Here is a 23,164-nt window from a genome sequence, read left to right on the forward strand (position 1 = left end):
ACTGCATGCAGCGGCATTGATTTTATTGCGTTACAGGGACAACCATTCCGCAAGACACAGCGCTTTTTTTGAATGCCGTCTGCAATCGCACGGTCACACGACGGTTATTTGATTGTCATTGCCACGCCGCGGCGATCACGCATGTACAGTTGCTGCTGCTGATCGCCTGGCCTTGGCTTGAGCGGATGCTATTGGTCGTCGCACGTCGTCGCCGGGGCAAGACGTTACCGGGCTCGGCCAGGGCGCGCAGAAGCCAGGGCGTCCGGCAATGGCGCCGGGTTCGGACCCTGAGCCACGCAGCATTACGGCCGCACAGCGGTGCTGCGGGCCGTCGCGTCAATGCATTGCGCGCGAAGGTGAAACAGAATGGCGCGCCACGGCCTCGGCCGCAGCGCGCAGTGCCTCAGCCCAATGGTTCGTCGGACAGATAGGTGTAACCGGTCAACCCTGCTTCCAGCGCATCGCTCAATTCCTGTGCGCGCTCGGGCGGTAGCTGCGCGGCGGCGATGCGCTCGGCATAGGTCGCACTCAGCGTGTCCAGCTGATAGCCCACGTAGTCCAGCATCACATCGGTGGTATCGCCGCGGCGCTGCTGCGCGATGCGATAGCCATCGCCGTCCACGGCCACTTCCACCGCATCGGTATCGCCGAACAGGTTATGGATATCGCCCAGGATTTCCTGGTAGGCACCGACCAGGAAGAAGCCGATGCGATAGCTCTCACCCGGATTCAACGTGTGCAGCGGCATCGAGCTGTCCAGGCTTTCGTTCTCGACGTAGGTCTTGACCATGCCGTCGGAGTCGCAGGTCATGTCGGCGATGATGCCGCGCCGCTGCGGCGCTTCGTTCAAGCGTTCGATCGGCACGATCGGGAACACCTGGTCGATCGCCCACACATCCGGAATCGACTCGAACACGCTGAAGTTGACGAAGTACTTGTCGACCAGCCGCTCGTTGAGCTCGTCCAGCACCGGGCGATGGCTCTTCTCGTCGAAGCTCAGGCGTGCACGCACGCCGTGCGCAATCGCATAGAACAGGTCATCGATACGCGCGCGGTGGGTCAGGTCGATCTGGCCCAGTGCGTACGCACTCAAGCCTTCGGCATGGAAGTGCTGCGCCTCCTGGAACAGTTCCACCGCCGGGCGCACATCGAGCTCGTCATGGATCTCGCGCAGGTGGCGGATCGCTGCCGGCTCGTCGTCGTGCGCATCCGGCACGCGGCCTTCCGGCGCCTGCTCCACTTCGGACACGTTCGCGATCAGCACCGCATGGTGGGCGGTCATCGCGCGGCCGCATTCGGTGACGATGCGCGGCGGGGTCAGGCCGTGCTCTTCGCAGGCGCTGGCCAGCGGCTGCACGATGTTGCTGGCGTAGGAATGCAGGCCGTAGTTGATCGAGCAATAGCTGCGCGAGCGCGTGCCTTCGTAATCGATGCCCAGGCCGCCGCCGACGTCCACATGGCTGATCCTGGCGCCCAGCCGCGACAGCTCCACGAAATAGCGCGTGGCCTCGCGCATGCCGTTGGCGATGTCGCGCACATTGGAGATCTGCGAGCCCATGTGGAAATGCAGCAGTTGCAGGCTGTCGGCGTACTCGGTGTCGCGCAGCGTCTTCCACAGGTCCAACACCTGACGCGGCGACAGCCCGAACTTGGCCTTGTCGCCGCCGCTGTTCTGCCACTTGCCCGCGCCAAGCGAGGCCAGGCGCATGCGCACGCCCAGGCCCGGCTTGACGTCCAGCGCGCGAGCCTCTTCCAGCACCAGCTTCAGCTCGGAGGGTTTTTCGATGACGATGAAGGTCTGCAGGCCGAGTTTGCGGCCGATCAGCGCCAGGCGGATGTATTCGCGGTCCTTGTAGCCGTTGCAGACGATCAGCCCGCCCGGACGCGACAGCGCCAGCACCGCCATCAGCTCCGGCTTGCTGCCCGCTTCCAGGCCGAAGCCGTCGCCGTGGTGGCTGGCCAGCGTGCCGGCCACGCCGCGATGCTGGTTGACCTTGATCGGGTACACGGCCGTGTAGCCGCCGGCGTAATCCCATTCGGACTGCGCCTGCGCGAACGCCGCCTGCAGCTTGCCCAGGCGCTGGCCCAGGATGTCCGGGAAACGCACCAGCAGCGGCAGCTTGGCGCCGGCTGCGCGCGCGGCGTCCACCACCTCGGGCAACGACACCGACGGACCGTCGCTGGTCGGCGTGACCACCACATGTCCGGCGTCGTTCACATCGAAATACCCGTCGGCCCAATGCGGGATCGAATAGGTCTTGCGGGCTTGGTCGAGGGACCAATCGCTCATTTCGCTGACTCGGCTGGGGCAAAAAGGGCGTGAAGTGTAACGCCTGGCACGCGCAGGGTCCGTTACAATCCGCGCCGACTTCACGCCCTGCTCCTGATTGGAGCGGGGTTGGCGGGGGTTCGAGATGGCCGCCAGCAGCTTGCTTGTGCGCGGCTGCGCCCGACCCTCATCCGGCGCTTTGCGCCACCTTCTCCTACGTGGGAGAAGGAACAGCCCCATCTTTTAGGACTTTGCATGAGCGCCAACGACAACTGGTACATCGAACACTTCCAGCCGACCGGCTCGGCGATCGGCTTCCGCATCAGCGGCAAGCTGGACGAGGTGCAGTCCCCGTTCCAGAAGATCGAGATCTACCAGACCACCGACTGGGGCAAGCTGATGCTGATCGACGGCGCGGTGATGCTGACCAGCCGCGACAATTTCTTCTATCACGAGATGATCAGCCACCCGGCGCTGTTCACCCACGCCGCGCCCAAGCGCGTGGTGATCATCGGCGGCGGCGACTGCGGCACCCTGCGCGAGGTGCTCAAGCACCCGGGCGTGGAAAGCGCCACCCAGTGCGACATCGACGAGCAGGTCACCCGCATGTCGGAGAAGTATTTCCCCGAGCTGTGCGATTCCAACCACGATGCGCGTGCCGAGCTGCTGTTCGACGACGGCGTGGCCTACATGGCCAACTGCCCGGCCGGCAGCGTGGACATCGTGATCGTCGATTCCACCGACCCGGTCGGCCCGGCCGAGGGCCTGTTCAACAAGGCCTTCTACGAGAGCTGCTTCAAGGCATTGAAGGACGACGGCATTCTGGTGCAGCAGTCCGAGTCGCCGCTGGCGCTGCTGGAGCTGATCAAGGAAATGCGCACCGAAATGGGCAAGGCCGGCTTCCAGTCGTTCAAGACCCTGCCCTTCCCGCAGCCGTGCTACCCCACCGGCTGGTGGAGCGTGACCATGGCCAGCAAGCAGGCCAACGCCGATTTCGCCTTCCGCCAGGACGCCGCGCAGGCCAAGGACTTTGAGACGCTGTACTACACCGCGCACCTGCATACCGGCGTGCTGGTCGCACCGCCGTTCGTGGCCAAGGCACTGGGCGAGTAAGCACGGCTCACGCACCGTAGCGCGCCGCCAGCGGATGCAGGCGGCGCGCCAGTAATCACGGCCAGGCCGGGCCGTGACCAGGCAACCGTGCCGAGCGCCCTACAACCGCGCCAGCACCTCGGCCTTCTTGGCGTCGAACTCTTCCTGGGTCACCAGCCCCGCATCCAGCAGCTGCCTGAGCTTGCTCAGCACCTGGATCGGATCGTCCGCGGCCGCTGCCGTGCTCGGCGGTGACGAGGACGCGCTGCCCTGCGCGATGGGTGCGTGCACCACCACGCCACCTGCCGATGCGCGCAACTTGTCGAACTCCAGCTGCTGGCGCTTTTCGTAGGCCGATTCCTCCACCTGCTGCGCATAGGCGTAGACCCGCCGCGCCTGCTTCTTGGGCAGGCTGTCGATGGACAGGTAACCGCCCTGCGTGGTGCGGCACATGATCGTCGCCCCCAGCATCTGCTCGCTCATGTGCACGTCGAGCACCTCGCGCCAGGGGACATCGCGAAACGTCATTCCGAACAGCGTGGGGTGCACCACGATGAATCTGCGAGTGGTCAGCACCACCGCAGCCGGCGACAGGTTCACCACCATTTTCTTCTGCACCGCGATGTACTCGACCTGCTCGTCCCGCGTCAGCAGCTCGTTCACCTTCGGCAGGATCCTGCCCACTGCCGTCGGGTCCTGCTCGTCCGTCAAAAACTGCGCCAATGCGTCCATCTGCCCTCGCCAACGGCTGAGTCAAAGCGTTGACCGTGACACTACACCAACCCGCATGGATGCCCGTGCAACGCCAATGACCGTATGCGGCGCGGCTACAAGGTGCGGCCTCAAACAGAATTGCCGTCTGCCAAGTCGCTGTTGAACTACATCTGACGCAGAAGGGCGGACGCTGCCGCCCGCCGTTCCTGGATCGTTCGCTTACATTAGAAGCGGACTTCGAGTGCCGCGTTCAGTACTTCGGCACGATTGATGGTGGTGTCTTCGGCGTAGTCATAGTAATCGTTGGCGTAAATGTAGTTGGTGTACATCGCGCTCACACTCGCGTGCTTGCCGATATCGACGCCCAGGCCGAGGCTCGCGTAGCCACCGTAGATTTCATCACTCATTTCTGCGACCTCCGCATACCATGAGCCAATGCGCACCACAGCAAACAGTGGAGTGTCACCAAAGTTGAAGCGGGCCGTACCGCCGATGCCGCCAAACTTCACTGCTGGAATAAAGACATCGTCGGTCGAGTCTCCGCGGTCCAGGCGCCCAACCGATCCCTCGAGCCCGATCAACGTCACCGAGCCGGCACGCCAGCGATAGCCGGCACTGAGGCCAAGCATGTCCTGCTTGTAGCCACTGAACACCTCGCCCCTACCACGCTGCACGCTGATAAACGCGCCGCTGTCGATACGCGATTGCTCGGTCCGCGCAGTGCCCGTTGCTGGTACTGGCGCTGCTGCGTACGCCGGCGCAGGCGGCGCATCTACCGCAGGCGTCTGCGCCGTGACGGTGGCAAATCCGCGGGTCTGGTCCACCACACCTGCACTTCCGCTTCCACCGACGGCGGTCGGCGCGCCGCCGCTGCCGGCTTGCGACGGACGCGACTGCGGCGCTGCCGGCGCAGGGGCCTCCTGCGTACCGGCCTGCGGCTGCTTTTGCTGCTGCCGGTAGCTGTCCCAGCCGCGCGACAGCGATTGCGCTGAAGCCTGTGCCGTGACGCCAAGCGCCGTGCAGGCCAACAGCAGTGTTGCAGTCCTTTTCATCGTATTCCCCATGAGTGGTCCCCCATCGTTCCCGCATCCGTGTGCGCGCGGGCGAACCCGACGGCGTCTGGAAGTGGCGCAGTTGCTGTCATCTCTCCGGGGGCGTCCCCGCATCACTGCAATGCCCAAGGCACCGGCCGTGGCACACCGGCGTGGATGTGCGCGACGCGCGCGTGATGCAGCCCCCTGACCGCAGCGCGCACAGTGTCTGGAGTCTCATTGCCTGTCAAGAAGCGGCGAGACGTATGTCGAACCGCACTCTGCCGGGGTGAGCTTCGACATGTTCCGCCACTACCGATCCGCCGCGAGCCGATCGCCAGCTCCCATTGCGATCGAGCGAGATCGCACCGCGGCCGCGGTGCCGCGTGTGGCCGCCCAGCGCATCGGCAGAGCGCTCCCGCGTGCCGTCCGATCCGGTGATTTTGCAAAACCCGAATGCTTCAACCGCTTGAATAGCAAGGCTGTTCCATGTCCGGAACATTTCATTTGTTAAACAAATGTAATTTCAGTACTCGCAAGTTCTAAAATTCACCGGACCGATCCCTCGCGATCATCGTGAACCTGCCAGACGCGTGATTCCTCCGCGCCGCCAAGGTCCGGAGACTTGCCATGCATTACCAGCCGCTGGACACCTCCAGCCTGCAAATCGTCACGCCCGTGCTGCTCAAGCAGGGCACCCGGCTGCTCGAGCCCAACGTCTATCGCACGCATCTGGATGGGCAACTGGCGGTGGTCAAGGACTACAGCCGCTACCGCCGTACGCTGCTGGCGCCGATCGCGCGGCTGATGGTGCGGCACGAGGCCAAGATGCTGGCCCGCCTGCACGGCTGGCGGCATGCGCCGGCCCTGCTCGGCACGCTGGGCGGGCTGGCGCTGGGCATGGAGTTCATTCCGGGCGACACGCTCAGCGCCAGCGCGGTGGTCGGCCAGGAAGTGTTCCAGCAGCTGCAGCAGGCGCTGCGCCGCCTGCACGCCGTCGGCATCACCCACAACGATCTGCACGGCACCAATGTGGTAATCAGTGCCGGCGTGCCGGTGCTGATCGATTTCACCTCGGCGTGGCGCTTCCCGCGCTGGTTGCGGCGCGGCACGCTGGCGCGGCAACTGCAGCGCAGCGACTTGGCCAATTTCCAGAAGATGCGCCAGCGCCTGGCCGGGATCGCGCCGACCGCCGACGAGGCCGCACGCAGCGCCGAGCCGCGCTGGGTACGCACCATCCGCGGCAGCTGGAAGCGACTGTATCGGCACCTGAAGCGCGATGCGCAGCCAACCAGTGCCGACTGAAACCTGCTGACCGGCAGGCCGCGGCCACCCGCCGCCAATGCAGCGGGCGCCGGGCGCGATGCCTGGCCGGTGACGTGCAACGGCGCCCTGCATCCAGCACCGGCGCCGGCACCTGCGCAACAACGCATTCGATCTGCGTCCCGCATGCTGATCCGGCGTCGTGGGCCACACCCGCCGGGCTGCAAGCCTGGCCATCCCGATGCCACGCCAACGGTGCACCGATCTTCCTGGCGAGCAATCGCCAGCTGGTGCGCAACGGCGCGGGGAAACCACAGTGGACAGGGGTACGCGCCGATGCCGTGCACCGTCGGCGCCCTCCAGGCGGCTAGCCGGTCGTCCGGTCGCCGCCCCGGCTCCTCACTGCGCGCCGGCCGCTTCGGCTGCCGACGGCGCGCGGTAGGCGATCAATTGCGGCGCGTCGGCGACGAAGCGGTCCAGCACGCCATCGGCGATCTTGACCGGGCCACCGAAGCGCGTGGCGCCGGGGATCGAGGGGATCGCCGCGGCTTCGGCAGCGATGCGCTTGGCATCGGCAAACGCAACTGCCGCCTGCGCGTCACCGCGATTGGCGGCATCCAGGCCGGCCGCGGCCTGCTGCAGCGCGCGCCCCCAGCCTTCCATCGCCTCCAGCCAGGGGCGCGATTGCTCCGCAAAGCCCTTGTCGGCCACGCCTGCGCGAATGGTCTGCGGCGCGGCCGCGAACGCATCGGCCGTGCGCGCCAGCTCGGCGATGGCCTGGCTGCGCGCTGCCGCATCGCCCGACGCAATCGTCTCGCGCACCTGGTCGAGCACCGCCTTCAGCCGCGGCGCCTGTTCCTGCCACGGCTGGCTGCCGAAGGTCGGCGCCAGATGCTGGGTATCGAAGAAGGTCAGCAGCGCGGCGGTCACCTGCGCGTCACCACCGGCCAGGTCGCGTGCGGCCGCATGCCAGGTGCGCTGGGCGTCGTAGCCGGTGTCGTTCCAGGCGAAGGCGGTCAGCCCCATCACCGCCACCCGGCTGGGCACTTCCTGATTCATCGGGTTGGAGACGATGCCGGACAACTCCGCCGACAGGCCGGCCTCGCGCCGCGCATACGGCGCCATCAGCAGGCGCCCGGCCGAGGTTTCGAAATCGTTGACCGGGTAGTTGTCCCACAGCAATGTCTTGCGGCCGAACGCCTTAGTCGCTGCGCGTGCATCGGGAATGGAAATGGCCGGCGGCACTACGTCGGTGCCGGTCCACTGCACCACGATCTTCGGGTCCAGGTGTTTGCGCAGCGCTTCCTTGTACGGGCTTTCCTTGGCGTCGTAATACTCGGTCGGCACCATGATCAATTCCGAGGCTGCATCGTGGCGGGCGACCAGATCAGCCTGCACCAGGTTGAGCAGATGCGACTGCGCGATACCGGCCGCCTGCGCGCCGGACGCGCCGAAGGTGGTCTTGTCGCGCTCGCAGTTCCACTTGGTGTATTCGATATCGTCCAGAGCCACGTAGAAGCTGCGGACGCCCAGCGCACGGAAGGCATCGAACTTGCGCAGCAGCGCCTTGGCATCGGCCGGATCGGAGAAGCACACCGTCGGCCCCGGCGAGATCGCATAGACGAAGTCGACATGGTTGCGCCTGGCGGTGGCCGCCAGCTTGCCCAGTGCCTTCAGCGTCGCGGCCGGATATGCGTCGCGCCAGCGATCACGCGCGTACGGGTCGTCCTTGGGGCTGTAGATGAAGGTATTGGCCTTGCTGCGGGCGAGAAACTCGATGTGCTTGCTGCGGTCGGCCATCGACCATGGCGCGCCGTAGAAGCCTTCGATGGTGCCGCGGATCGGCATCGCCGGATGATCCTGGATCGCTAGGGTCGGAATGGCCGGGCGCTCGACCAGCTGGCGCAGCGTCTGCGCCGCATGGAACAGCCCGTCGTTGTCATGGCCGGCCAGCGTGATCAGGCTGCCGGTGCCGAGCGCCACGCTGGCGAGCGTATAGCCCTCCTTGTGGGTGTCCTGCACCGCCTTGCTGCGGGTCAGCGCATCGCGCACCACTGCCGCCTCACCGGTGCCGAGCACGATGTGCGGGCGGTCGAGCGTGGCTGGCAGACGCGCCGCGGTGGCGATCTTGGTGACGCCGGCCGTACCGAGGATGCGGCGTACCAGCGCGACCGATTCCGGATCTACGCCCGGCGCCACCACCAGCACCACTGATTGCCCCAGCGTGACGGTGCCGCCCTGCAGCGTGATCGAAACCGGCGTGGGGAAGATCGCCGGCTGGGAGACTGGCTGTGCCAGCGCGGGGACGGTTGCCGCTGCCAGGCCCGCTGCCAGCCAGAGCGAGAGCGGGCGCAAGCCCGACTTCCTATCGCGTCGCTTCATCCCCGAACTCCGGTATTGAAATGGTATTAGGGCCTAGAGTAGGCAAGTCATCGCGTGGCGACAAGCGGGCCGATCTTGGGACACTCAAATCAGGCCGGAAGCCAAAAGCTTGTTCGCGGGCATGGCGCCTGTGCCGCTGCTGGCCCCAGGTGCTGGATCCAATCTTCGGTATTGAAATGGTATGAGCAGGCTGCGTGGCATGGCACCGCTCGGGTCGTATACCAGGCCAGCTGCTTGGGTGAAATCGAGCCGGCTCAAGGCTTCGCAGACGCGTCGCCCGTCGACAGCCAGAAGCCGCTCGCCCACGGTGACCAGCGACCCGCGACGCAATTGTGGACGCCATGGCGCTGCGCACGGCAATCCGCCGATGACGGATGCGGTATCTCAGCAACCAGCCAATCGCCTGAGCACCAACGGCGCAATGTCGGCCGAAGGCGCTGCCCGCTGACGCCTTACAGCGCGTCGCTGTCCAGTTCGCCGGTGCGGATGCGCACCACGCTGCCCAGGTCGTAGACGAACACCTTGCCGTCGCCGATCTTGCCGGTCCCGGCCGCTGTCACGATGGCTTCGACCACGCGCTCGGCCTGGTCGTCGGTCACCGCCACTTCGATCTTCACCTTGGGCAGGAAATCGACCACGTATTCGGCACCGCGATACAGCTCGGTGTGCCCTTTCTGGCGCCCGAAGCCCTTGACCTCGGTGACCGTGATACCTGCCACCCCGCAGCCGGCGAGCGCTTCGCGCACATCGTCGAGCTTGAACGGTTTGACGATGGCCATGATCATTTTCATCGGTGCAGATCCAGCGGCATGACAGGGCGCGCAGCATACCGTGGACGGCCGTAACACTCACCCAGCGGGGTGCGGCCGTCACCGCGGCCGACAGCCGAATGGGACTATCCTTACTGCCTGCCGACTGCCTTGCCGATGTCCCGCGTGTCCGGCCTGCACTAGGCTTCCTACGGACCTGCGGAGAACACACATGATCGATTTCAACCAGCTCGACGACCTCGCCCGCCGCCTTAGCGACCTGGTGCCGCCGGGCCTGCGCCAATCGCGCGAAGAACTGCAGAGCACCTTCAAGGGCGCGCTGCAGGCCGGCCTGGGCAAGCTGGACCTGGTCACCCGCGAAGAGTTCGACGTGCAGCGCGCGGTGCTGCTGCGCACGCGCGAAAAACTCGACGCGCTGGAACAGGCCGTGGCCGCGCTGGAAGCCCGCGCGCCTGCGACGACGCCCACAGCGCCGCCTGCCGCTCCCTGACCAGGGCCTTCCACCATGAGTCTGGCGCTGGTGCACAGCCGTGCCCGCGTGGGGGTGCATGCGCCTGAGGTTCGGGTGGAAGTGCATCTCTCCGGCGGGCTTCCCTCCACCCAGATCGTGGGCCTGCCCGAGGCCGCGGTGCGCGAATCGCGCGAACGCGTGCGTGCGGCGCTGCTGTGCGCACAATTCGAATTTCCCGCCCGGCGCATCACCATCAACCTGGCCCCGGCCGACTTGCCGAAGGAAGGCGGCCGCTTCGACCTGCCGATCGCCCTCGGCATCCTGGCCGCCAGCGGACAGATCGATCGTCAAACCCTTGCCGACTACGAGTTTCTTGGCGAGCTGGCGTTGACCGGCGAGTTGCGTGGCGTCGATGGCGTGCTGCCGGCCGCGCTGGCTGCCGCGCAGGCCGGGCGACGGCTGATCGTGCCGCTGGCCAACGGTGCCGAAGCGGCCATCGCCGGGCACGTCGAAGCCTTCACCGCACGCACGCTGCTGGAAGTCTGCGCTGCGCTCAACGGCAGCCAACGGGCGCCTGCTGCCGAGGTGGCGATCCCGGCGCTCGGCGCGCGTGCGTTGCCCGACATGGCCGATGTGCGCGGCCAGCCGCACGCGCGTCGCGCGCTGGAGATCGCCGCCGCGGGCGGTCACCATTTATTGCTGGTCGGCAGCCCGGGCTGCGGCAAGACTTTGCTCGCCTCGCGCCTGCCCGGCCTGTTGCCGGAATCCAGCGAGGCCGAGGCACTGGAAACCGCTGCCATCACCTCGGTCAGCGGCCGCGGGCTGGATCTTGCGCGCTGGCGGCAGCGGCCCTATCGGGCCCCGCATCACACCGCCAGCGCGGTTGCGCTGGTCGGTGGCGGCACGCATCCGCGCCCCGGCGAGATCTCGCTGGCCCACAACGGCGTGCTGTTTCTGGACGAATTGCCCGAGTGGCAGCGGCAGACGCTGGAAGTATTGCGCGAGCCCCTGGAATCGGGCCTGGTGACGATCTCGCGCGCAGCGCGCAGCGTGGATTTCCCCGCACGCTTCCAGCTGGTTGCTGCCATGAACCCATGCCCGTGCGGATGGGCCGGCGACGGCAGCGGGCGTTGCCGCTGCAGCAGCGACAGCATCCGCCGCTACCGCAGCCGCATTTCCGGCCCGTTGCTGGACCGGATCGACCTGCATGTCGAAGTGCCGCGACTGCCCCCGCAAGCCTTGCGCAGCGGCAATCTCGGCGAAGACAGCGCCAGCATGCGTACCCGCGTGGTTGCCGCACGCGAACGGCAACTTGCGCGTGCCGGCGCACCCAACGCACAACTGGATCAGGCACAGACCGATCATCACTGCCGCCTGGAAGGCGACGATCAGGTGCTGCTGGAACGCGCCATCGAACACCTGCAGCTCTCCGCACGCTCGATGCATCGCATCCTGCGCGTGGCCCGCACCATTGCCGATCTCGACGACAGTGCGGCCATTGCCACCCAGCATCTGACCGAGGCCATCGGTTACCGCAAACTGGATCGCGCCATCGGCACGGCGAGCGCGGCGTAGCAGCACCGGTCCAAACACGCCAATGTGGCTGCATGCGTCCACCGCACAACGATGCCGCGCTGTTTCGTTGGGACACTAAGGAGTTCGAAACGGTAATGCGATCGATCGCTGCATCCATCGCAGAGCTATCTGCTGCCGGTTCGGCGGCAAGGTGCGTGCACGTGCTTGCATCGGGCAGCACTGCATTCGCCGGTACGTCCACATGCTCTCTCCAGCGTCGCAACATCCATTTCATGGCAATGCACGTACAACGTCCGCCACACCACTGCGCAGAGGCCGCCATGAGCCGACTTCCCGACCTAGTCACCGTCCCGTCCCTGGATCTGAATCGCTATCTGGGCACCTGGTACGAAATCGCACGGCTGCCGATTCGCTTCGAGGATGCCGATTGCACCGACGTGTCGGCGCACTATTCGCTGCAGGACGATGGCATGGTGCGGGTGCAGAACCGCTGCCTGACCGCCGAAGGCGAGCTGGAAGAAGCAATCGGGCAGGCGCGCGCCATCGACGACAGCAACGCGCGGCTGGAAGTCACCTTCCTGCCGGAAGGCCTGCGCTGGATTCCTTTCACCAAAGGCGATTACTGGGTGATGCGCATCGATGCGGACTACACCGCCGCGCTGGTCGGTGGCCCCGACCGCAAGTATCTGTGGCTGCTGGCCAGGCTGCCGCAGCTGGACGAAAACATCACCCAGGCTTATCTGGCGCATGCGCGCGAGCAGGGCTTTGATCTGGCCCCGCTGATCCACACCCCGCACACCGGGCGGCTGACGGAGCAGCCACTTCCCTGACAGCTACGCCAAGCTGACAAAGCAGCCTTCAACTTCCTCGCTAGGGCACGCACCACGGGCCAGCGAATGTCTTATGTCTTTGGGGATCGGGGTTGCGGGTAGCTCGACTGTAGAGTCAGGCCAACTCCACAGCGGCTGATCTGCGGCCTGGCTGCAGGGCCCTTGCCCGCCCACCATCGCGGGACACGCCGCAAGTACATCCCTGTAGGCTCTTACGCGGCATCCATGCCGCGTAAGGTCCCGCGACGGTAGGCAGGCAAGGCCCAGTGGAGATGGTCGGTGCGCGCAGGCAAGCAAGGCAAGACATGGGGTGTTATGCCACCGGCTTCCCATCCCAAGCCGCGCGGCAGACAGGTTTTCAACGCGCAACCGACAAACGTGTCGTCTTCCCGCCGCAAGCTCAGGAACACGCTTTAAAGAAAGCAGCCGACCAACTCGCTGGTGCGGTGCCCTTACCAGTTGCGGGGCCCTTGGCGGCCTCAATGCCGCCAAGGAGCCTGCACGGACGGATGCACGGCGTGTCCTGCAAGCGCTGAGGGCGCCGCACCCTCGACCTGCCACCCCTCGCCTATCTGGTATTCGACGACTGGCGACCGGACTGCAGCCCGGCTCAACCGTTGAGCGTGCCCAGATCCTTGGCCGCAGCCTGCGCGCCTTCCAGGCTGTCGAAGGCGACGCCGGTGTCGCCGACCACGTACTTGGTCAGCTCGCCATCGCGGGTGGTTTCCTGCATCTTGAAGATCGGCACTGCATCGGTGCCGCCGACGCGTTCTTTCTGCGTTGTCATGGTGATTCCTCCAGGAAAGTGCCTTGCACGGGGCCGGATGGCGCCGCGTCTCCCGCTTGGGAGCACAGACCACCCGACCCTAGCGCGCCGCCTGGGGCAGGCGCGTGAATCCATTGACGAGGCCGATTACCACGCCTTCCGGCACCGTCATTTGCAGAAAATCACATCTGCTTCGCCCCGCGGACGCGCGCAACCCGCGCGTCTGTCGTACATTCGCGACGTGCAGCCTCATCAGTCCACCGTCACTGTCTCCAGCGTCCTCGCGCGGCACGTCCATGCGCGGCGCAAATACGCCACGCCATTCGTGGGGCGATGCATGTCAGCGCCGCTCTGCACGGGCTGTTGTGCGTGAGCACGCCTCCACGCAGATGTGGGTGGTGAGGTGAAGCGTCAACGCATCATCAGTCTGACCGTGTTGCTGGTAGTGCTGTGCGCAACGCTTCCGGTCAGCCTGTCCTACTACCTGGCATGGCGGCTTGCGCTGGACCGCGAGGAAAGTAAGCTCGCGCAGCTCGCGGCACTGTCGATCCGGCGCACCGACACCGCCTTCGACGAGGCGCATGGTGCGCTCCTGAGCATGGCCGCATCGCAGCTGCAGCCCTGCTCCCAATCGCATCTGGGGCAGATGCGCGCGCTGGTGCTGGCCAGTCACTACATCGTCGAACTGGGATACATGCAGCAGGGCCGGTTGCGCTGCACCTCGTGGGGACCATCGCCGGCGACCGTTGCCCACACCACGGCCGACTTCGTGGTCAAGCGCGGCATCGCGGTCACCACGCGGCTGCGTCCGTTGGCCAATCCGCAACACCCGCTGATGGCCTTGCAGCTGCGCGACTACAACGTCCTGATCAATCCGACCACGCTGACCGACATCAATCTGCCGCCCGGCCTGCAGTTGGCAATCGGCACGCCGGACGGGCAGATCCTGAGCAGCACCGGCACTGCCGCCGAGCGGCTGCTGATCGCACCGCCGACCGATGCATCTGGCACCGACGCAGATGGCCAGGTGTTGTCCGGCCGCGACCGCCGCGGCGACTGGGCCGCGGTCGTCACCGAGCCGGCGGCCTATCTGCGCGGGCCGCTGGCGGCGGCGCGGCTGCAGGTGGTACCGGTCGGCATTGCGCTGGCGCTGCTGTTGGTCAGCCTGGTGATCTGGGTATCGCGGCGGCGGTTGTCGCCGCTGGCACGGCTGGAGATCGCGGTCCAGCGCAACGAGTTCGTCGTGCATTACCAGCCGATCATCGCGCTGGACACCGGTGCCTGCGTCGGTGCCGAGGCGCTGGTGCGCTGGCAGCAACCCGATGGCGTGCTGATCCCGCCCGATGCCTTCATCCCGCTGGCCGAAGAAAGCGGTTTGATCCTGCCGATCACCGATCTGGTGGTGGCCGAAGTCATCCGCGACCTCGGCCCCACCCTGGCGACCGACCCCTCCCTGCACGTGGCCATCAATGTCTCCGCCGAAGACATCAAGAGCGGCCGTGTGCAGACCGTGCTTGCGCAGGCGCTGCACGGCACTAGTGTGGACAGCGGGCAGTTGTGGGTGGAGGCGACCGAACGCAGCCTGATGGACATCGAAGCGGCACGTACCACCATCACCCACCTGCGCGGTGCCGGCCACACGGTGTCGATCGACGACTTCGGCACCGGGTACTCGAGCCTGCAGTACCTGCAAGGCTTGCCGCTGGACGCGCTGAAGATCGACAAGTCGTTCGTGGATACCATCGGCACCCACTCGGCCACCAGCGCGGTGACCTCGCACATCATCGACATGGCCAAGACGCTGCAGTTGCGCACCATTGCCGAAGGCGTGGAGCGGCAGGAGCAGCTGGACTATCTGCGCGCGCACGGCGTGGATCTGGCGCAGGGCTGGCTATTCTCGCGCGCGCTGCCGGCCACCGGCTTCATCGCCTACCACGCACTGATGCGTGGCGTCGCGCACTGACCGGCGCCAGTACGGCGCCCCGCACTGACCTGGACCGTCAGGATGCGCAGTCGACCAACAGCCACGGCGATCCGGGCACCGCAATAAACGGTATGCGCGCACGGCATGCTCGAATCGCAGCGCAGGCGCTGATCTCGCCCGCACGCAAGCTCAAATTGCCCGAACGCGTGTTGCCCGAGCTGCGCTACCGCTTTGCGTTCACCTCCTGCCACAAGTACCGATGCTGAGCACCCGGCAAGGCGCAATCTCGTGTGGCGATCCGGCAGGGACTGACTGCACCCCAAAAAAAAGGGCCGCCAATGGCGGCCCTTTCGATCAGGCGCTCTGCAAGGCGCCTTCGCGTTGGCGGCGTACCGGCTTGGGCCGGCTCGGGAACGCGTGCCGCACGATCCGCCACATCACCTGGCCGAACTGACGCGGCAGCGAGCCGGTGTTGTAGTGCTGGCCGTAGCGCGCACAGACCTGCTTCACCTCGACCGCAATCTGCGCGTAGCGATTGGCCGGCAGGTCCGGGTAGAAGTGATGCTCGATCTGGTGGCTCAGATTGCCCGACAGCACGTTCATCAGCTTGCCACCGGTGAGGTTCGAGGAACCCCGCAGCTGACGCAGATACCAGTGGCCGCGCGACTCGTTGCGGATCGATTCCTTCGGGAACACTTCCGCATCGGCGGTGAAGTGGCCGCAGAAGATGATCACGAAGGTCCAGATGCTGCGCAGCACGTTGGCCGCCAGGTTGCCCAGCAGCACGGTCAGGAAGAACGGGCCGGCCAGCAGCGGGAACACGATGTAGTCCTTGAGCATCTGGCGGCCCATCTTGCGGCCGACCGGCAGGAACGAGGCGCGCAATTCGGCCGCCTTCATCTTGCCGGCGAACCAGCGGCCCAGGCGCAGGTCCTGGATGGCCACGCCCCATTCGAACAGCAGCGCAAAGAACACCGCCACGAACGGCTGCAGCAGGTAGAACGGACGCCAGCGCTGCTCGGGGAAAATGCGCAGCAGGCCGTAGCCGATGTCGTCGTCCATGCCGCGCACGTTGGTATAGGTGTGGTGCTTGAAGTTGTGCGTCTTGCGCCAGTTGTCGCCGGTGGCAACGATGTCCCACTCGTAGGTGTTGCCGTTGAGCTGCGGGTCGCCCATCCAGTCGTACTGGCCGTGCATGACGTTGTGGCCCAGCTCCATGTTCTCCAGGATCTTGGACAGGGTCAGCAGCACCACGCCGGCGATCCAGGCCGGGATCAGCACGCTGTGCACGAACGCGCCCAGGAACAGCAGCGCGCGACCAGCCACGCCGGTCCAGCGCACCGCCGCCACGATGCGGCGGATGTACCGGGCATCGGCGGCGCCGACCTGGCTCTGCACGCGGGCGCGGATGGCATCGAGCTCGTCGCCGAAGGACTGCAGTTCGGCAGCGGACAGGGCGCGGTTATGGACTCGGCTCATGAAGATTCCTTACAGATCCAGGATCAGGTCAGTGCTCGGGGCACTGATGCACAGGCGGACCTGTGCGGTGGGTTCGTTGCTGCGCTCACCGGTCAACAGGTGGCGCGTGGTGCCGGACTGGCGCGCGCAGGCGCAGCTGTTGCAGATGCCCATGCGGCAGCCGTATTTCGGGCGCAGGCCTTGTGCTTCCAGTCCTTCCAGCAGCGACTGGCCGCGCGGCAGGCTGAGCGTACGGCCGCTGCGTGACAGCTGGACCTGCACGTCACCGGTTTCGCCGTCTTCCAGCGTCGGCACGCTGAAGGCTTCGGCCTGGAACGCGGCCACGCGGCCCTGCAGGCGCGCACGCGCCGCCTGCACGAAACCGCCCGGCCCGCAGACCATGACGTGACGGCTGGAGAGATCGGCGATCTGCTCCAACGGATAGGTATCGATGCGCGCCGCCGGCGTGGCGCCTTCGCGGGTGGTCAGCAGCCGTACGCGCAAGCGCGGATGGGCGGCGGCCATCGCCTCGAATTCGTCGACGAAGCAGGCTTCGTCGCGCTGGCGCACCCAGTACAGCAGGTCCACGTCCATCGGCATACCGGCCTGCGCGGCGGCCTGCAGCAACGCGCGCATCGGGGTGATGCCCGAGCCGGCAGCCAGCAGCAACAGCGGCGTCGGGGTGGTCGGCAGCAGCATGTCGCCGAAGGCCGGATCCAGCGACACCACCGTCCCGATCGGCGCAGCGCCGGCCAGGTAGCGGCTGACCAGCCCGCCCTCGATCGCCTTGACGGTGATCGCCAGGCGGCCATCGGCCAGCACGGTCGGGCTGTAGCTGCGCAGCAGGCGGCGACCATCGATCTCTACGCCCAGGCTCACGTGCTGGCCGGCCTGCAGGCCCTGCCAGTGGCCATTTGGTCGCAGCACCAGGGTCACCGCATCGCGGCTAGCGGCCGTGCGCGCGACCAGGCGGGCCATCGGCCGCTCCAGGGTCCACAGCGGGTTGAGCCGGGTTGCCCAGAAGTCGAACAGCTGCGGCGACACCAGCCGCCGCGCCAGACGCGTCGGCAACGGGGACTTGGACTTGGGAGGAGATGCCAGGTTCATGGATTGCACTATACGCATGCATGCACAGCCGTGTATACAGTTGTATATCGATCAGAGGAGCTATGATTCAGGCCCACGCCCGGCTGCCGCCTCATGACCTCCATCGCCCTGCCTTCCCAAGACGCGCCGCCGTCGCGCAAGCCGGCGATTTCACGCGAGGACCTGATCGCCGCGGCGCTGTCGCTGATCGGACCGCATCGCAGCCTGTCCACGTTGAGCCTGCGCGAGGTGGCACGCGAAGCCGGCATCGCGCCGAACAGCTTCTATCGCCAGTTCCGCGACATGGACGAGTTGGCGGTGGCCTTGATCGATCTGGCCGGGCGTTCGTTGCGCACCATCATCGGCCAGGCCCGCCAGCGCGCCACCTCCACCGACCGCAGCGTCATCCGCGTGTCGGTCGAAGCCTTCATGGAGCAGCTGCGCGCCGACGACAAGTTGCTGCATGTTTTGCTGCGCGAAGGCGCGGTGGGCTCGGATGCATTCAAGCAGGCGGTGGAGCGCGAGCTCAGCTATTTCGAAGACGAGCTGCGGGTGGACCTGATCCGCCTGGCCGCCGCCGACAACGCCAAGCTGCATGCACCGGCGCTGGTGTCCAAGGCGATCACCCGGCTGGTGTTTGCGATGGGCGCGGTGGCGATGGACTCGCCGCCGGAAAAAGACCCCGAATTGATCGAACAGATCTCGCAGATGCTGCGCATGATCTTGACCGGCGCACGCACCTTGGGCACGCACGGCGGGTGAGCGTGGTTTGACGTTGGAAGCGGCGTGCCTGCCCCCCTTTCATCTATGACGCTTGATCGTTGATCGTTGAGCGTTGCAGCCTGGCTGGCTGCGTACGGATTGCATCGCACGTTTGCACTGTCAGTGCGTCAATGGCCTTGTGGTCATGGTGGCGCAGTCCACCTGCGTTGCCGCTTTGAGCGTCATTCGAGCGCCCGTGCATCGACATGGTCGCAGGTACTGCGTTTCGCACAGACAACCAGAAATAGTGATCGCTGCAACAGCTGCAGTGCCTGCTTGCATCGGGAGGTATTTCAACGACCTGCAGCGCGCTACGGTCGCACGTTCTGCAGACCACCGCTTTGCGGGGAAAAGCTTGGCGTCATCGGCTGACGACGTGGTCGAGATTATCCGTCCACACCAACAAGTCGAGGCCTTAATCAAAAGACCCGCACGATGAACTTGCTTGAGCGCGATGTTGCAAGCTGACATCAGCAACCTCATCCATAGCGGCGGATGCACAGTTCAGTCTTGTCGCGACGGCACTCACGTCCAAGCACATGCGTTTCACTCCGCCCTGTCCAAGGTGGCGCCACGTTCGCGATCTGCTCGACAGACGCACCTACAGCCACCCCGGAGACGACATGAGCAACCACGATACCCCTCTCGACAAGCAGGAACGCAAGGCCGAAGCGCAGGATTTGAATCGTGATCCGATCTCCGGTGCACCCGGTTCGCATCCGGTGGGTGTCGGTGTGGGCGGCATCGCAGGCGGCGCTGCAGCAGGCGCGCTGGCCGGCACGGTGTTCGGCCCGCTGGGCACCTTGATCGGCGCTGCTGTCGGCGTGGTGGCCGGCGCTGCAGCCGGCAAGGGCGTGGCCGAGCGCCTGGACCCGACGGTGGAAACCGAATACTGGCGCCAGGAACATCAGAACCGTCCTTACTATAAGGAAGGCACCGATTACGACCGCGATTACGCCACCGTCTACGGCTTTGGCCTGCAGGCGCGCGAAACGCGGCCGACCAGCACCTGGGAAGAAACCGAAGCGACCCTGGCCGGCGAGTGGCCGCGCAATCGCGGTGAATCGCGGCTGGAATGGGAAGAAGCGCGCCTTGCCGCGCGCGATGCCTGGGAACGCGCCGATCGCACGCACAGCGTCTATCGTGAGGGCGACACGCATTACGAAGGCCGCTTCGACAGCGCGAGCTATCGCGATGCCGAGTATTCCTATGACGATTATCGTCCGGCCTATCGTTATGGCATGCAGGCGCGCCAGCAACATGCCGGCCGCCAGTGGGACGACCATCTGGAACGCGACCTGGGCGATGGCTGGGACCGTTTCAAGTCCAACTCGCGCCTGAGCTGGGAAAAGGCCAAGCACGCAGTGCGCGAAGCCTTCGATTCCGAGAATCACGATGAGGCGGCACGTCGCAATCCGACCGACCCGCGCGTCTAAGTCATGACAACCTGGCGTTAAACAACGCTAAAGTTGAAAAAGAACGGGCCCGAGGGGCCCGTTCTTTTTTGTCGAAAGCGCCATTAGGCACGAGACGCCTTGGCGAACGCGTGATCAGCTGGAGCTGTTCTCCACCGCGCGGATATCGCCGCGGAACTCGTTCGCGCCTTGCCCAGGCGAGGCTGGCGCATCGCCCTGCTGCTTGAGCCTCTGCTTGCGCGCGGCCACCACTTCCTTGGCCAGGGCGATGCGCCGGCCGACCACCATTTCGGTGAGCCAGTCGATCAGCGTGCGCGTGTATTCCTGTTGGTGTTCCTTGACGCTCAATGCATGGTCGGCACCGGCAATCACGCGTGCACTCAGCGAGCGCGCGTTGACGAAGGCATTGGCGTAGTTGCGCAACACCGGATGCGGCACGATCACATCGTGTTGCGCCTCCACCAACAGTACATCGCCCTTGTAATCGGCACAGGCCGCCAGGGCGATATTGTCGTCAGGGGTCAGCACGCGTTGCCGGTAATCCATCAACTCTGGATCGGCGTTGAGGCTCACCTTGGGGTGATCCCAGTGCTCGTCCTTGTAGAGCGCGGGCGAGCGTAACGCCAGCCATTCCACCGGGCGTTCGCGCGTCAGCAATGCCGACAGGTAGCCGCCGTAACTGAGCCCGACCACCGCGATCGACTGCGGATCGACGTACGGCAGGCCAGCGAGCTGATCGTAGGCGGCCTTGATGTCGTCCAGGTTCTGCGCGCGTGTCACGCTCTGGCGCATCGACGCATAGCCTTCGTGACCGCGCAGGTCGAAGGTCATGCAGATGCAGCCCAGGCCAACCGCTTCGCGCGCACGCACCAGGCTGTGGTGCTGGCTGCCGCCCCAACCATGGACGAACAACACGGCGGGAATGCCGGTGGGCGTCAGCAAGGTGCCGCTGAGTTCGTCCTGGTCGACCGGGATCTGGATGCTGGAAAGTTTGGCTTCCATTATGGGGTGGATACCCTCCTGTATTTGAAGCGCGGACCCGGCCCGGCGCGCTCTGCGCGGTAGTAGATCTGCGCATCCGCGGGCGGTTCGCCCTGATAGATCTCATGCGTGGATGCGTGCACCCACTGCAGGTTGGCGTCATCCTGAAAGCTGGAGATCGCGGCAAGCTCGGCCGGTGTCGCGCCGCCGACGCGCCAGGATTGCTCCAGCACACCGCAGACCGGACCGGCCTGCCCATCGTCGCCGCTGACCACGTCGTAGTTGCGCCGCGAGATGTGCAACCCAGGATAGGCGGCGGTGATGAATCGATCGTATCTGCAGGCCTGCTCGACCACGCGCCGCTGCAGCGACGGTAGCGCGGTCATGGCCAGTGCCTCGAGCGATCCGCGATACACATGCAGCGACGAGCCGCCGTAGACCTCTTCATCCTGCATGTTGCGCACGCTGCATTGCGTGCCGTAATAGGCGATCTGGACACCAGCGACGCAGAGCTCGCCCACGCTGTGCGTCACGGGCTGCAGGATATTGCGCTCCAGCACCGCGCCATGCGTGCCCAGATAGTGCTCCGGCAGGCTATCCAGCACCTGCGCGAGGTGCGCTGCACCAGCGATACGCCATTGGCCATTGCCACCCACGCCGGTCGGCAGTTTGAGTCGCACACCGCCATCCGGAAGCAGGATCTCCAATGCACGCAGGGCATCGATGCGCGAAAACACCGTATAGCCCGCCAGTGTTGCCGGGATCAGCGCGGTAGCCAGTGCTTGGTTCCATCCGGCGATGCTGGCTGCGTGGTCGCCAATGAGCGGGTGGCCGATCACCTTGGTCGCCAGGAAGGCATGCGGCACGATGCCGCCCAGCAGGTCCGCCGCGTCATCGATACCGAGTCCATGCGCCTGTTGCGAGGTCAAGGTCTCATCGGGCACATGAAACACGGTCTTGGGGACAGCATGCTTGGAGTCACTGGCATGCCCTGCGCCGCGTACGCCCAACAATCGCGCAATTTCGCCGCAGACCCAGGCATGCGTGGCACGCTCGTGACCGTACTCGGGCACCGGCCGCGTGACATGCCCCACGACCTGGCAGTACTGCTTGTGCGCCATCACGTCTCCCCTCGCAGCGTCGAGCTGCGTGCCGTTGCTGGCTTGTTCAAACAGTTGAGACGCACGCAGGCATTGATGCAGCGCTACGCGATGCCCGGGAGAACCGGCTTATTTCAGCGTCAGATAGAACGCAAATACGATCGCAAGGACGACGATCAAGCTGATGGCGACACGTCCCCCTCGTAGCTCCACCAAGGCATGCCACCACACGCGTGCTTCGGAGGTACCGCTGGCGGCTTGCGGCTTACGGCTGCTTTCGCTGTCCTGCATCCTGAGTACTCTCATCTCCCTAAAGTCATCCCACATCCTAAGCATCAGACGTTACACAAGTGTGGAACGATTCAGAATCTTCCGTAAATTGCGGCATTGCGTGGGCGTTTTATCACTCATCAACGCCCCTATCAGCCTATGCGCGATGGCAAGCCTCACACCTCGATGGCCGACATTTCAGCCAATGCAATCGATTGCTGGCTATTGCTCAGCACGACGTTACGACTTCGATCACAACTGCAATCCACGCGCGACATTGCCTGCATACGCAGCGTGTAGAGGCGCAAATGCAAGCTGACCAGTTAAGCACGCACCGCCGCAGTGCGTTGAATAGTCGGGTTCGATGATCATTCGTTGACACAGCCGCAGTTACCCTGCATGTCAAGTTTGTTTAACCCGGACCACGCGAAGTCATGAGCAGAGACCCATCCGTCATCGATGTACAGGCCGAAATCGCGCATTGGCAGGCGCGGCACGCGCAGGGCAACCTGGGTGCAGGCAAGTTCAGCGAATTGTCCCCGGTGGTGAAAATGGCCTGCGATATCTACCTGCAGGCACCGCGTTCGAGCGATCAGGAACGTCTGCGCCTGTTTCGCGACCGCCTGGAGCATCACTTCATCTCATCCAGCACCCAGTCCAACTACGAACAGTTGGCTACCGATTGCTGGCAGCGGCTGGGCACACGCAATAGTTGAGCAGCACGTATTGAGCAGGACCGTTACTCATTGGAGAGCATCATGAAAACCCCGTATCAAGTGCAGCAGGAGCTGGAGCGATTGGAGCGGCTGGTTCCGCACATCGTCAGTGACCAGGGCGACCGCGCGGAGGACATCCTAGGCTTCCATGTCGCCAGCTTGCTGGGCAGTGCCCCGGCCAGCGAACACGCGTTGATTCGCGAGCGCACCGCACGCATGGCGCGCGTGTGCCGCACCGCACAGGACACCGTGCGTACGCCAGCCAGATCTTTGGGCCTTGGCGCAGCCGCTCAGGCGCAGCTGGCCTGACCGGCAGGCGCCGATCCACGCATCACCGGAGCCGCGTAG

General features: G+C 65.4%; 20 protein-coding genes. 10 read left to right on the forward strand and 10 right to left on the reverse strand.

The window, feature by feature from the left end; all coding sequences use genetic code 11:
- Positions 1-403: 403 nt before the first annotated feature.
- Complete coding sequence (gene speA / locus KHN93_RS19520; protein WP_211921147.1) at positions 404-2,290, reverse strand: arginine decarboxylase; 1,887 nt, start codon at positions 2,288-2,290, stop codon at positions 404-406.
- A 234-nt stretch (positions 2,291-2,524) separates the two neighbouring features.
- On the opposite strand from speA, the gene speE reads away from it, so the two are divergent.
- Positions 2,525-3,382 (forward strand): polyamine aminopropyltransferase, encoded by an 858-nt coding sequence (speE, locus tag KHN93_RS19525; RefSeq protein ID WP_211921149.1) that lies wholly within the window; start codon positions 2,525-2,527, stop codon positions 3,380-3,382.
- Positions 3,383-3,481: 99 nt separating this feature from the next.
- Here the strand turns inward: speE and KHN93_RS19530 are convergent, their stop codons facing one another.
- On the reverse strand, positions 3,482-4,093 hold the full coding sequence (locus tag KHN93_RS19530; RefSeq protein WP_211921151.1) for a PH domain-containing protein: 612 nt from the start codon (positions 4,091-4,093) through the stop codon (positions 3,482-3,484).
- A 206-nt stretch (positions 4,094-4,299) separates the two neighbouring features.
- Positions 4,300-5,127 (reverse strand): hypothetical protein, encoded by an 828-nt coding sequence (locus KHN93_RS19535; protein WP_104560472.1) that lies wholly within the window; start codon positions 5,125-5,127, stop codon positions 4,300-4,302.
- A gap of 609 nt (positions 5,128-5,736) precedes the next feature.
- On the opposite strand from KHN93_RS19535, the gene KHN93_RS19540 reads away from it, so the two are divergent.
- A complete protein-coding gene (locus tag KHN93_RS19540; RefSeq protein ID WP_046344826.1) occupies positions 5,737-6,411 on the forward strand; it encodes an RIO1 family regulatory kinase/ATPase domain-containing protein in 675 nt (224 codons plus the stop codon).
- A gap of 357 nt (positions 6,412-6,768) precedes the next feature.
- Here the strand turns inward: KHN93_RS19540 and KHN93_RS19545 are convergent, their stop codons facing one another.
- Both KHN93_RS19545 and KHN93_RS19550 read right to left on the reverse strand, forming a co-directional pair.
- Positions 6,769-8,751, reverse strand: a complete 1,983-nt coding sequence (locus tag KHN93_RS19545; protein ID WP_211921153.1) for a glycoside hydrolase family 84 protein — start codon at positions 8,749-8,751, stop codon at positions 6,769-6,771.
- A gap of 452 nt (positions 8,752-9,203) precedes the next feature.
- Positions 9,204-9,542: a P-II family nitrogen regulator gene (locus KHN93_RS19550; protein ID WP_016904463.1), complete on the reverse strand. Its 339-nt coding sequence runs from the start codon at positions 9,540-9,542 to the stop codon at positions 9,204-9,206.
- Between the two features lie 190 nt (positions 9,543-9,732).
- On the opposite strand from KHN93_RS19550, the gene ubiK reads away from it, so the two are divergent.
- The 3 genes from ubiK (at position 9,733) to KHN93_RS19565 (ending at position 12,338) form a co-directional block, all read left to right on the forward strand.
- Entirely contained in the window at positions 9,733-10,011 is a 279-nt protein-coding gene (gene ubiK / locus KHN93_RS19555) for a ubiquinone biosynthesis accessory factor UbiK (protein WP_016904462.1), read from the forward strand.
- A 15-nt stretch (positions 10,012-10,026) separates the two neighbouring features.
- Complete coding sequence (locus tag KHN93_RS19560; RefSeq protein ID WP_211921155.1) at positions 10,027-11,547, forward strand: YifB family Mg chelatase-like AAA ATPase; 1,521 nt, start codon at positions 10,027-10,029, stop codon at positions 11,545-11,547.
- A 281-nt stretch (positions 11,548-11,828) separates the two neighbouring features.
- Positions 11,829-12,338 carry a lipocalin family protein gene (locus KHN93_RS19565; RefSeq protein ID WP_211921157.1) on the forward strand — a complete coding sequence of 170 codons (510 nt, stop codon included), beginning with the start codon at positions 11,829-11,831 and terminating at the stop codon, positions 12,336-12,338.
- Between the two features lie 610 nt (positions 12,339-12,948).
- Here KHN93_RS19565 and KHN93_RS19570 read toward each other — a convergent pair.
- The gene (locus tag KHN93_RS19570) at positions 12,949-13,125 is read right to left on the reverse strand and encodes a hypothetical protein (RefSeq protein ID WP_010374782.1); all 177 of its coding nucleotides are present in this window, start codon (positions 13,123-13,125) and stop codon (positions 12,949-12,951) included.
- A gap of 382 nt (positions 13,126-13,507) precedes the next feature.
- On the opposite strand from KHN93_RS19570, the gene KHN93_RS19575 reads away from it, so the two are divergent.
- Positions 13,508-15,067 (forward strand): EAL domain-containing protein, encoded by a 1,560-nt coding sequence (locus KHN93_RS19575; RefSeq protein WP_039520995.1) that lies wholly within the window; start codon positions 13,508-13,510, stop codon positions 15,065-15,067.
- Between the two features lie 315 nt (positions 15,068-15,382).
- Here KHN93_RS19575 and KHN93_RS19580 read toward each other — a convergent pair whose 3' ends face one another.
- A complete protein-coding gene (locus tag KHN93_RS19580; protein WP_024939708.1) occupies positions 15,383-16,507 on the reverse strand; it encodes a fatty acid desaturase family protein in 1,125 nt (374 codons plus the stop codon).
- A gap of 9 nt (positions 16,508-16,516) precedes the next feature.
- The gene (locus KHN93_RS19585; protein ID WP_026064359.1) at positions 16,517-17,593 is read right to left on the reverse strand and encodes a ferredoxin reductase; all 1,077 of its coding nucleotides are present in this window, start codon (positions 17,591-17,593) and stop codon (positions 16,517-16,519) included.
- A gap of 93 nt (positions 17,594-17,686) precedes the next feature.
- Between KHN93_RS19585 and fabR the strand changes: the two genes are divergently transcribed.
- Positions 17,687-18,334 (forward strand): HTH-type transcriptional repressor FabR, encoded by a 648-nt coding sequence (fabR, locus tag KHN93_RS19590; protein ID WP_016902665.1) that lies wholly within the window; start codon positions 17,687-17,689, stop codon positions 18,332-18,334.
- A gap of 623 nt (positions 18,335-18,957) precedes the next feature.
- Positions 18,958-19,770: a hypothetical protein gene (locus tag KHN93_RS19595; protein WP_016902664.1), complete on the forward strand. Its 813-nt coding sequence runs from the start codon at positions 18,958-18,960 to the stop codon at positions 19,768-19,770.
- A 114-nt stretch (positions 19,771-19,884) separates the two neighbouring features.
- Here the strand turns inward: KHN93_RS19595 and KHN93_RS19600 are convergent, their stop codons facing one another.
- Together KHN93_RS19600 and KHN93_RS19605 are read right to left on the reverse strand one after the other, a co-directional pair.
- On the reverse strand, positions 19,885-20,751 hold the full coding sequence (locus KHN93_RS19600; protein WP_039521007.1) for an alpha/beta hydrolase family protein: 867 nt from the start codon (positions 20,749-20,751) through the stop codon (positions 19,885-19,887).
- Positions 20,751-21,851 carry a DUF3182 family protein gene (locus tag KHN93_RS19605; protein ID WP_104560482.1) on the reverse strand — a complete coding sequence of 367 codons (1,101 nt, stop codon included), beginning with the start codon at positions 21,849-21,851 and terminating at the stop codon, positions 20,751-20,753. The genes KHN93_RS19600 and KHN93_RS19605 overlap by 1 nt, the downstream gene beginning before the upstream one ends.
- Positions 21,852-22,534: 683 nt before the next feature.
- Here KHN93_RS19605 and KHN93_RS19610 point away from each other — a divergent pair.
- Both KHN93_RS19610 and KHN93_RS19615 read left to right on the forward strand, forming a co-directional pair.
- A complete protein-coding gene (locus KHN93_RS19610; protein ID WP_016902660.1) occupies positions 22,535-22,816 on the forward strand; it encodes a hypothetical protein in 282 nt (93 codons plus the stop codon).
- Between the two features lie 42 nt (positions 22,817-22,858).
- The gene (locus KHN93_RS19615) at positions 22,859-23,125 is read left to right on the forward strand and encodes a hypothetical protein (RefSeq protein WP_026064358.1); all 267 of its coding nucleotides are present in this window, start codon (positions 22,859-22,861) and stop codon (positions 23,123-23,125) included.
- Positions 23,126-23,164: the final 39 nt, after the last annotated feature.

Source organism: Xanthomonas arboricola pv. juglandis, from assembly GCF_905367715.1.
GTDB lineage: Bacteria > Pseudomonadota > Gammaproteobacteria > Xanthomonadales > Xanthomonadaceae > Xanthomonas > Xanthomonas arboricola.

Excerpts from the sequence above, each read along its gene's own strand:
- speA (WP_211921147.1), bottom strand. The coding sequence starts at position 2,290 with ATGAGCGATTGGTCCCTCGACCAAGCCCGCAAGACCTATTCGATCCCG.
- speE (WP_211921149.1), top strand. The coding sequence starts at position 2,525 with ATGAGCGCCAACGACAACTGGTACATCGAACACTTCCAGCCGACCGGC.
- KHN93_RS19530 (WP_211921151.1), bottom strand. The coding sequence starts at position 4,093 with ATGGACGCATTGGCGCAGTTTTTGACGGACGAGCAGGACCCGACGGCA.
- KHN93_RS19535 (WP_104560472.1), bottom strand. The coding sequence starts at position 5,127 with ATGAAAAGGACTGCAACACTGCTGTTGGCCTGCACGGCGCTTGGCGTC.
- KHN93_RS19540 (WP_046344826.1), top strand. The coding sequence starts at position 5,737 with ATGCATTACCAGCCGCTGGACACCTCCAGCCTGCAAATCGTCACGCCC.
- KHN93_RS19545 (WP_211921153.1), bottom strand. The coding sequence starts at position 8,751 with ATGAAGCGACGCGATAGGAAGTCGGGCTTGCGCCCGCTCTCGCTCTGG.
- KHN93_RS19550 (WP_016904463.1), bottom strand. The coding sequence starts at position 9,542 with ATGAAAATGATCATGGCCATCGTCAAACCGTTCAAGCTCGACGATGTG.
- ubiK (WP_016904462.1), top strand. The coding sequence starts at position 9,733 with ATGATCGATTTCAACCAGCTCGACGACCTCGCCCGCCGCCTTAGCGAC.
- KHN93_RS19560 (WP_211921155.1), top strand. The coding sequence starts at position 10,027 with ATGAGTCTGGCGCTGGTGCACAGCCGTGCCCGCGTGGGGGTGCATGCG.
- KHN93_RS19565 (WP_211921157.1), top strand. The coding sequence starts at position 11,829 with ATGAGCCGACTTCCCGACCTAGTCACCGTCCCGTCCCTGGATCTGAAT.
- KHN93_RS19570 (WP_010374782.1), bottom strand. The coding sequence starts at position 13,125 with ATGACAACGCAGAAAGAACGCGTCGGCGGCACCGATGCAGTGCCGATC.
- KHN93_RS19580 (WP_024939708.1), bottom strand. The coding sequence starts at position 16,507 with ATGAGCCGAGTCCATAACCGCGCCCTGTCCGCTGCCGAACTGCAGTCC.
- KHN93_RS19585 (WP_026064359.1), bottom strand. The coding sequence starts at position 17,593 with ATGAACCTGGCATCTCCTCCCAAGTCCAAGTCCCCGTTGCCGACGCGT.
- fabR (WP_016902665.1), top strand. The coding sequence starts at position 17,687 with ATGACCTCCATCGCCCTGCCTTCCCAAGACGCGCCGCCGTCGCGCAAG.
- KHN93_RS19595 (WP_016902664.1), top strand. The coding sequence starts at position 18,958 with ATGAGCAACCACGATACCCCTCTCGACAAGCAGGAACGCAAGGCCGAA.
- KHN93_RS19600 (WP_039521007.1), bottom strand. The coding sequence starts at position 20,751 with ATGGAAGCCAAACTTTCCAGCATCCAGATCCCGGTCGACCAGGACGAA.
- KHN93_RS19605 (WP_104560482.1), bottom strand. The coding sequence starts at position 21,851 with ATGGCGCACAAGCAGTACTGCCAGGTCGTGGGGCATGTCACGCGGCCG.
- KHN93_RS19610 (WP_016902660.1), top strand. The coding sequence starts at position 22,535 with ATGAGCAGAGACCCATCCGTCATCGATGTACAGGCCGAAATCGCGCAT.
- KHN93_RS19615 (WP_026064358.1), top strand. The coding sequence starts at position 22,859 with ATGAAAACCCCGTATCAAGTGCAGCAGGAGCTGGAGCGATTGGAGCGG.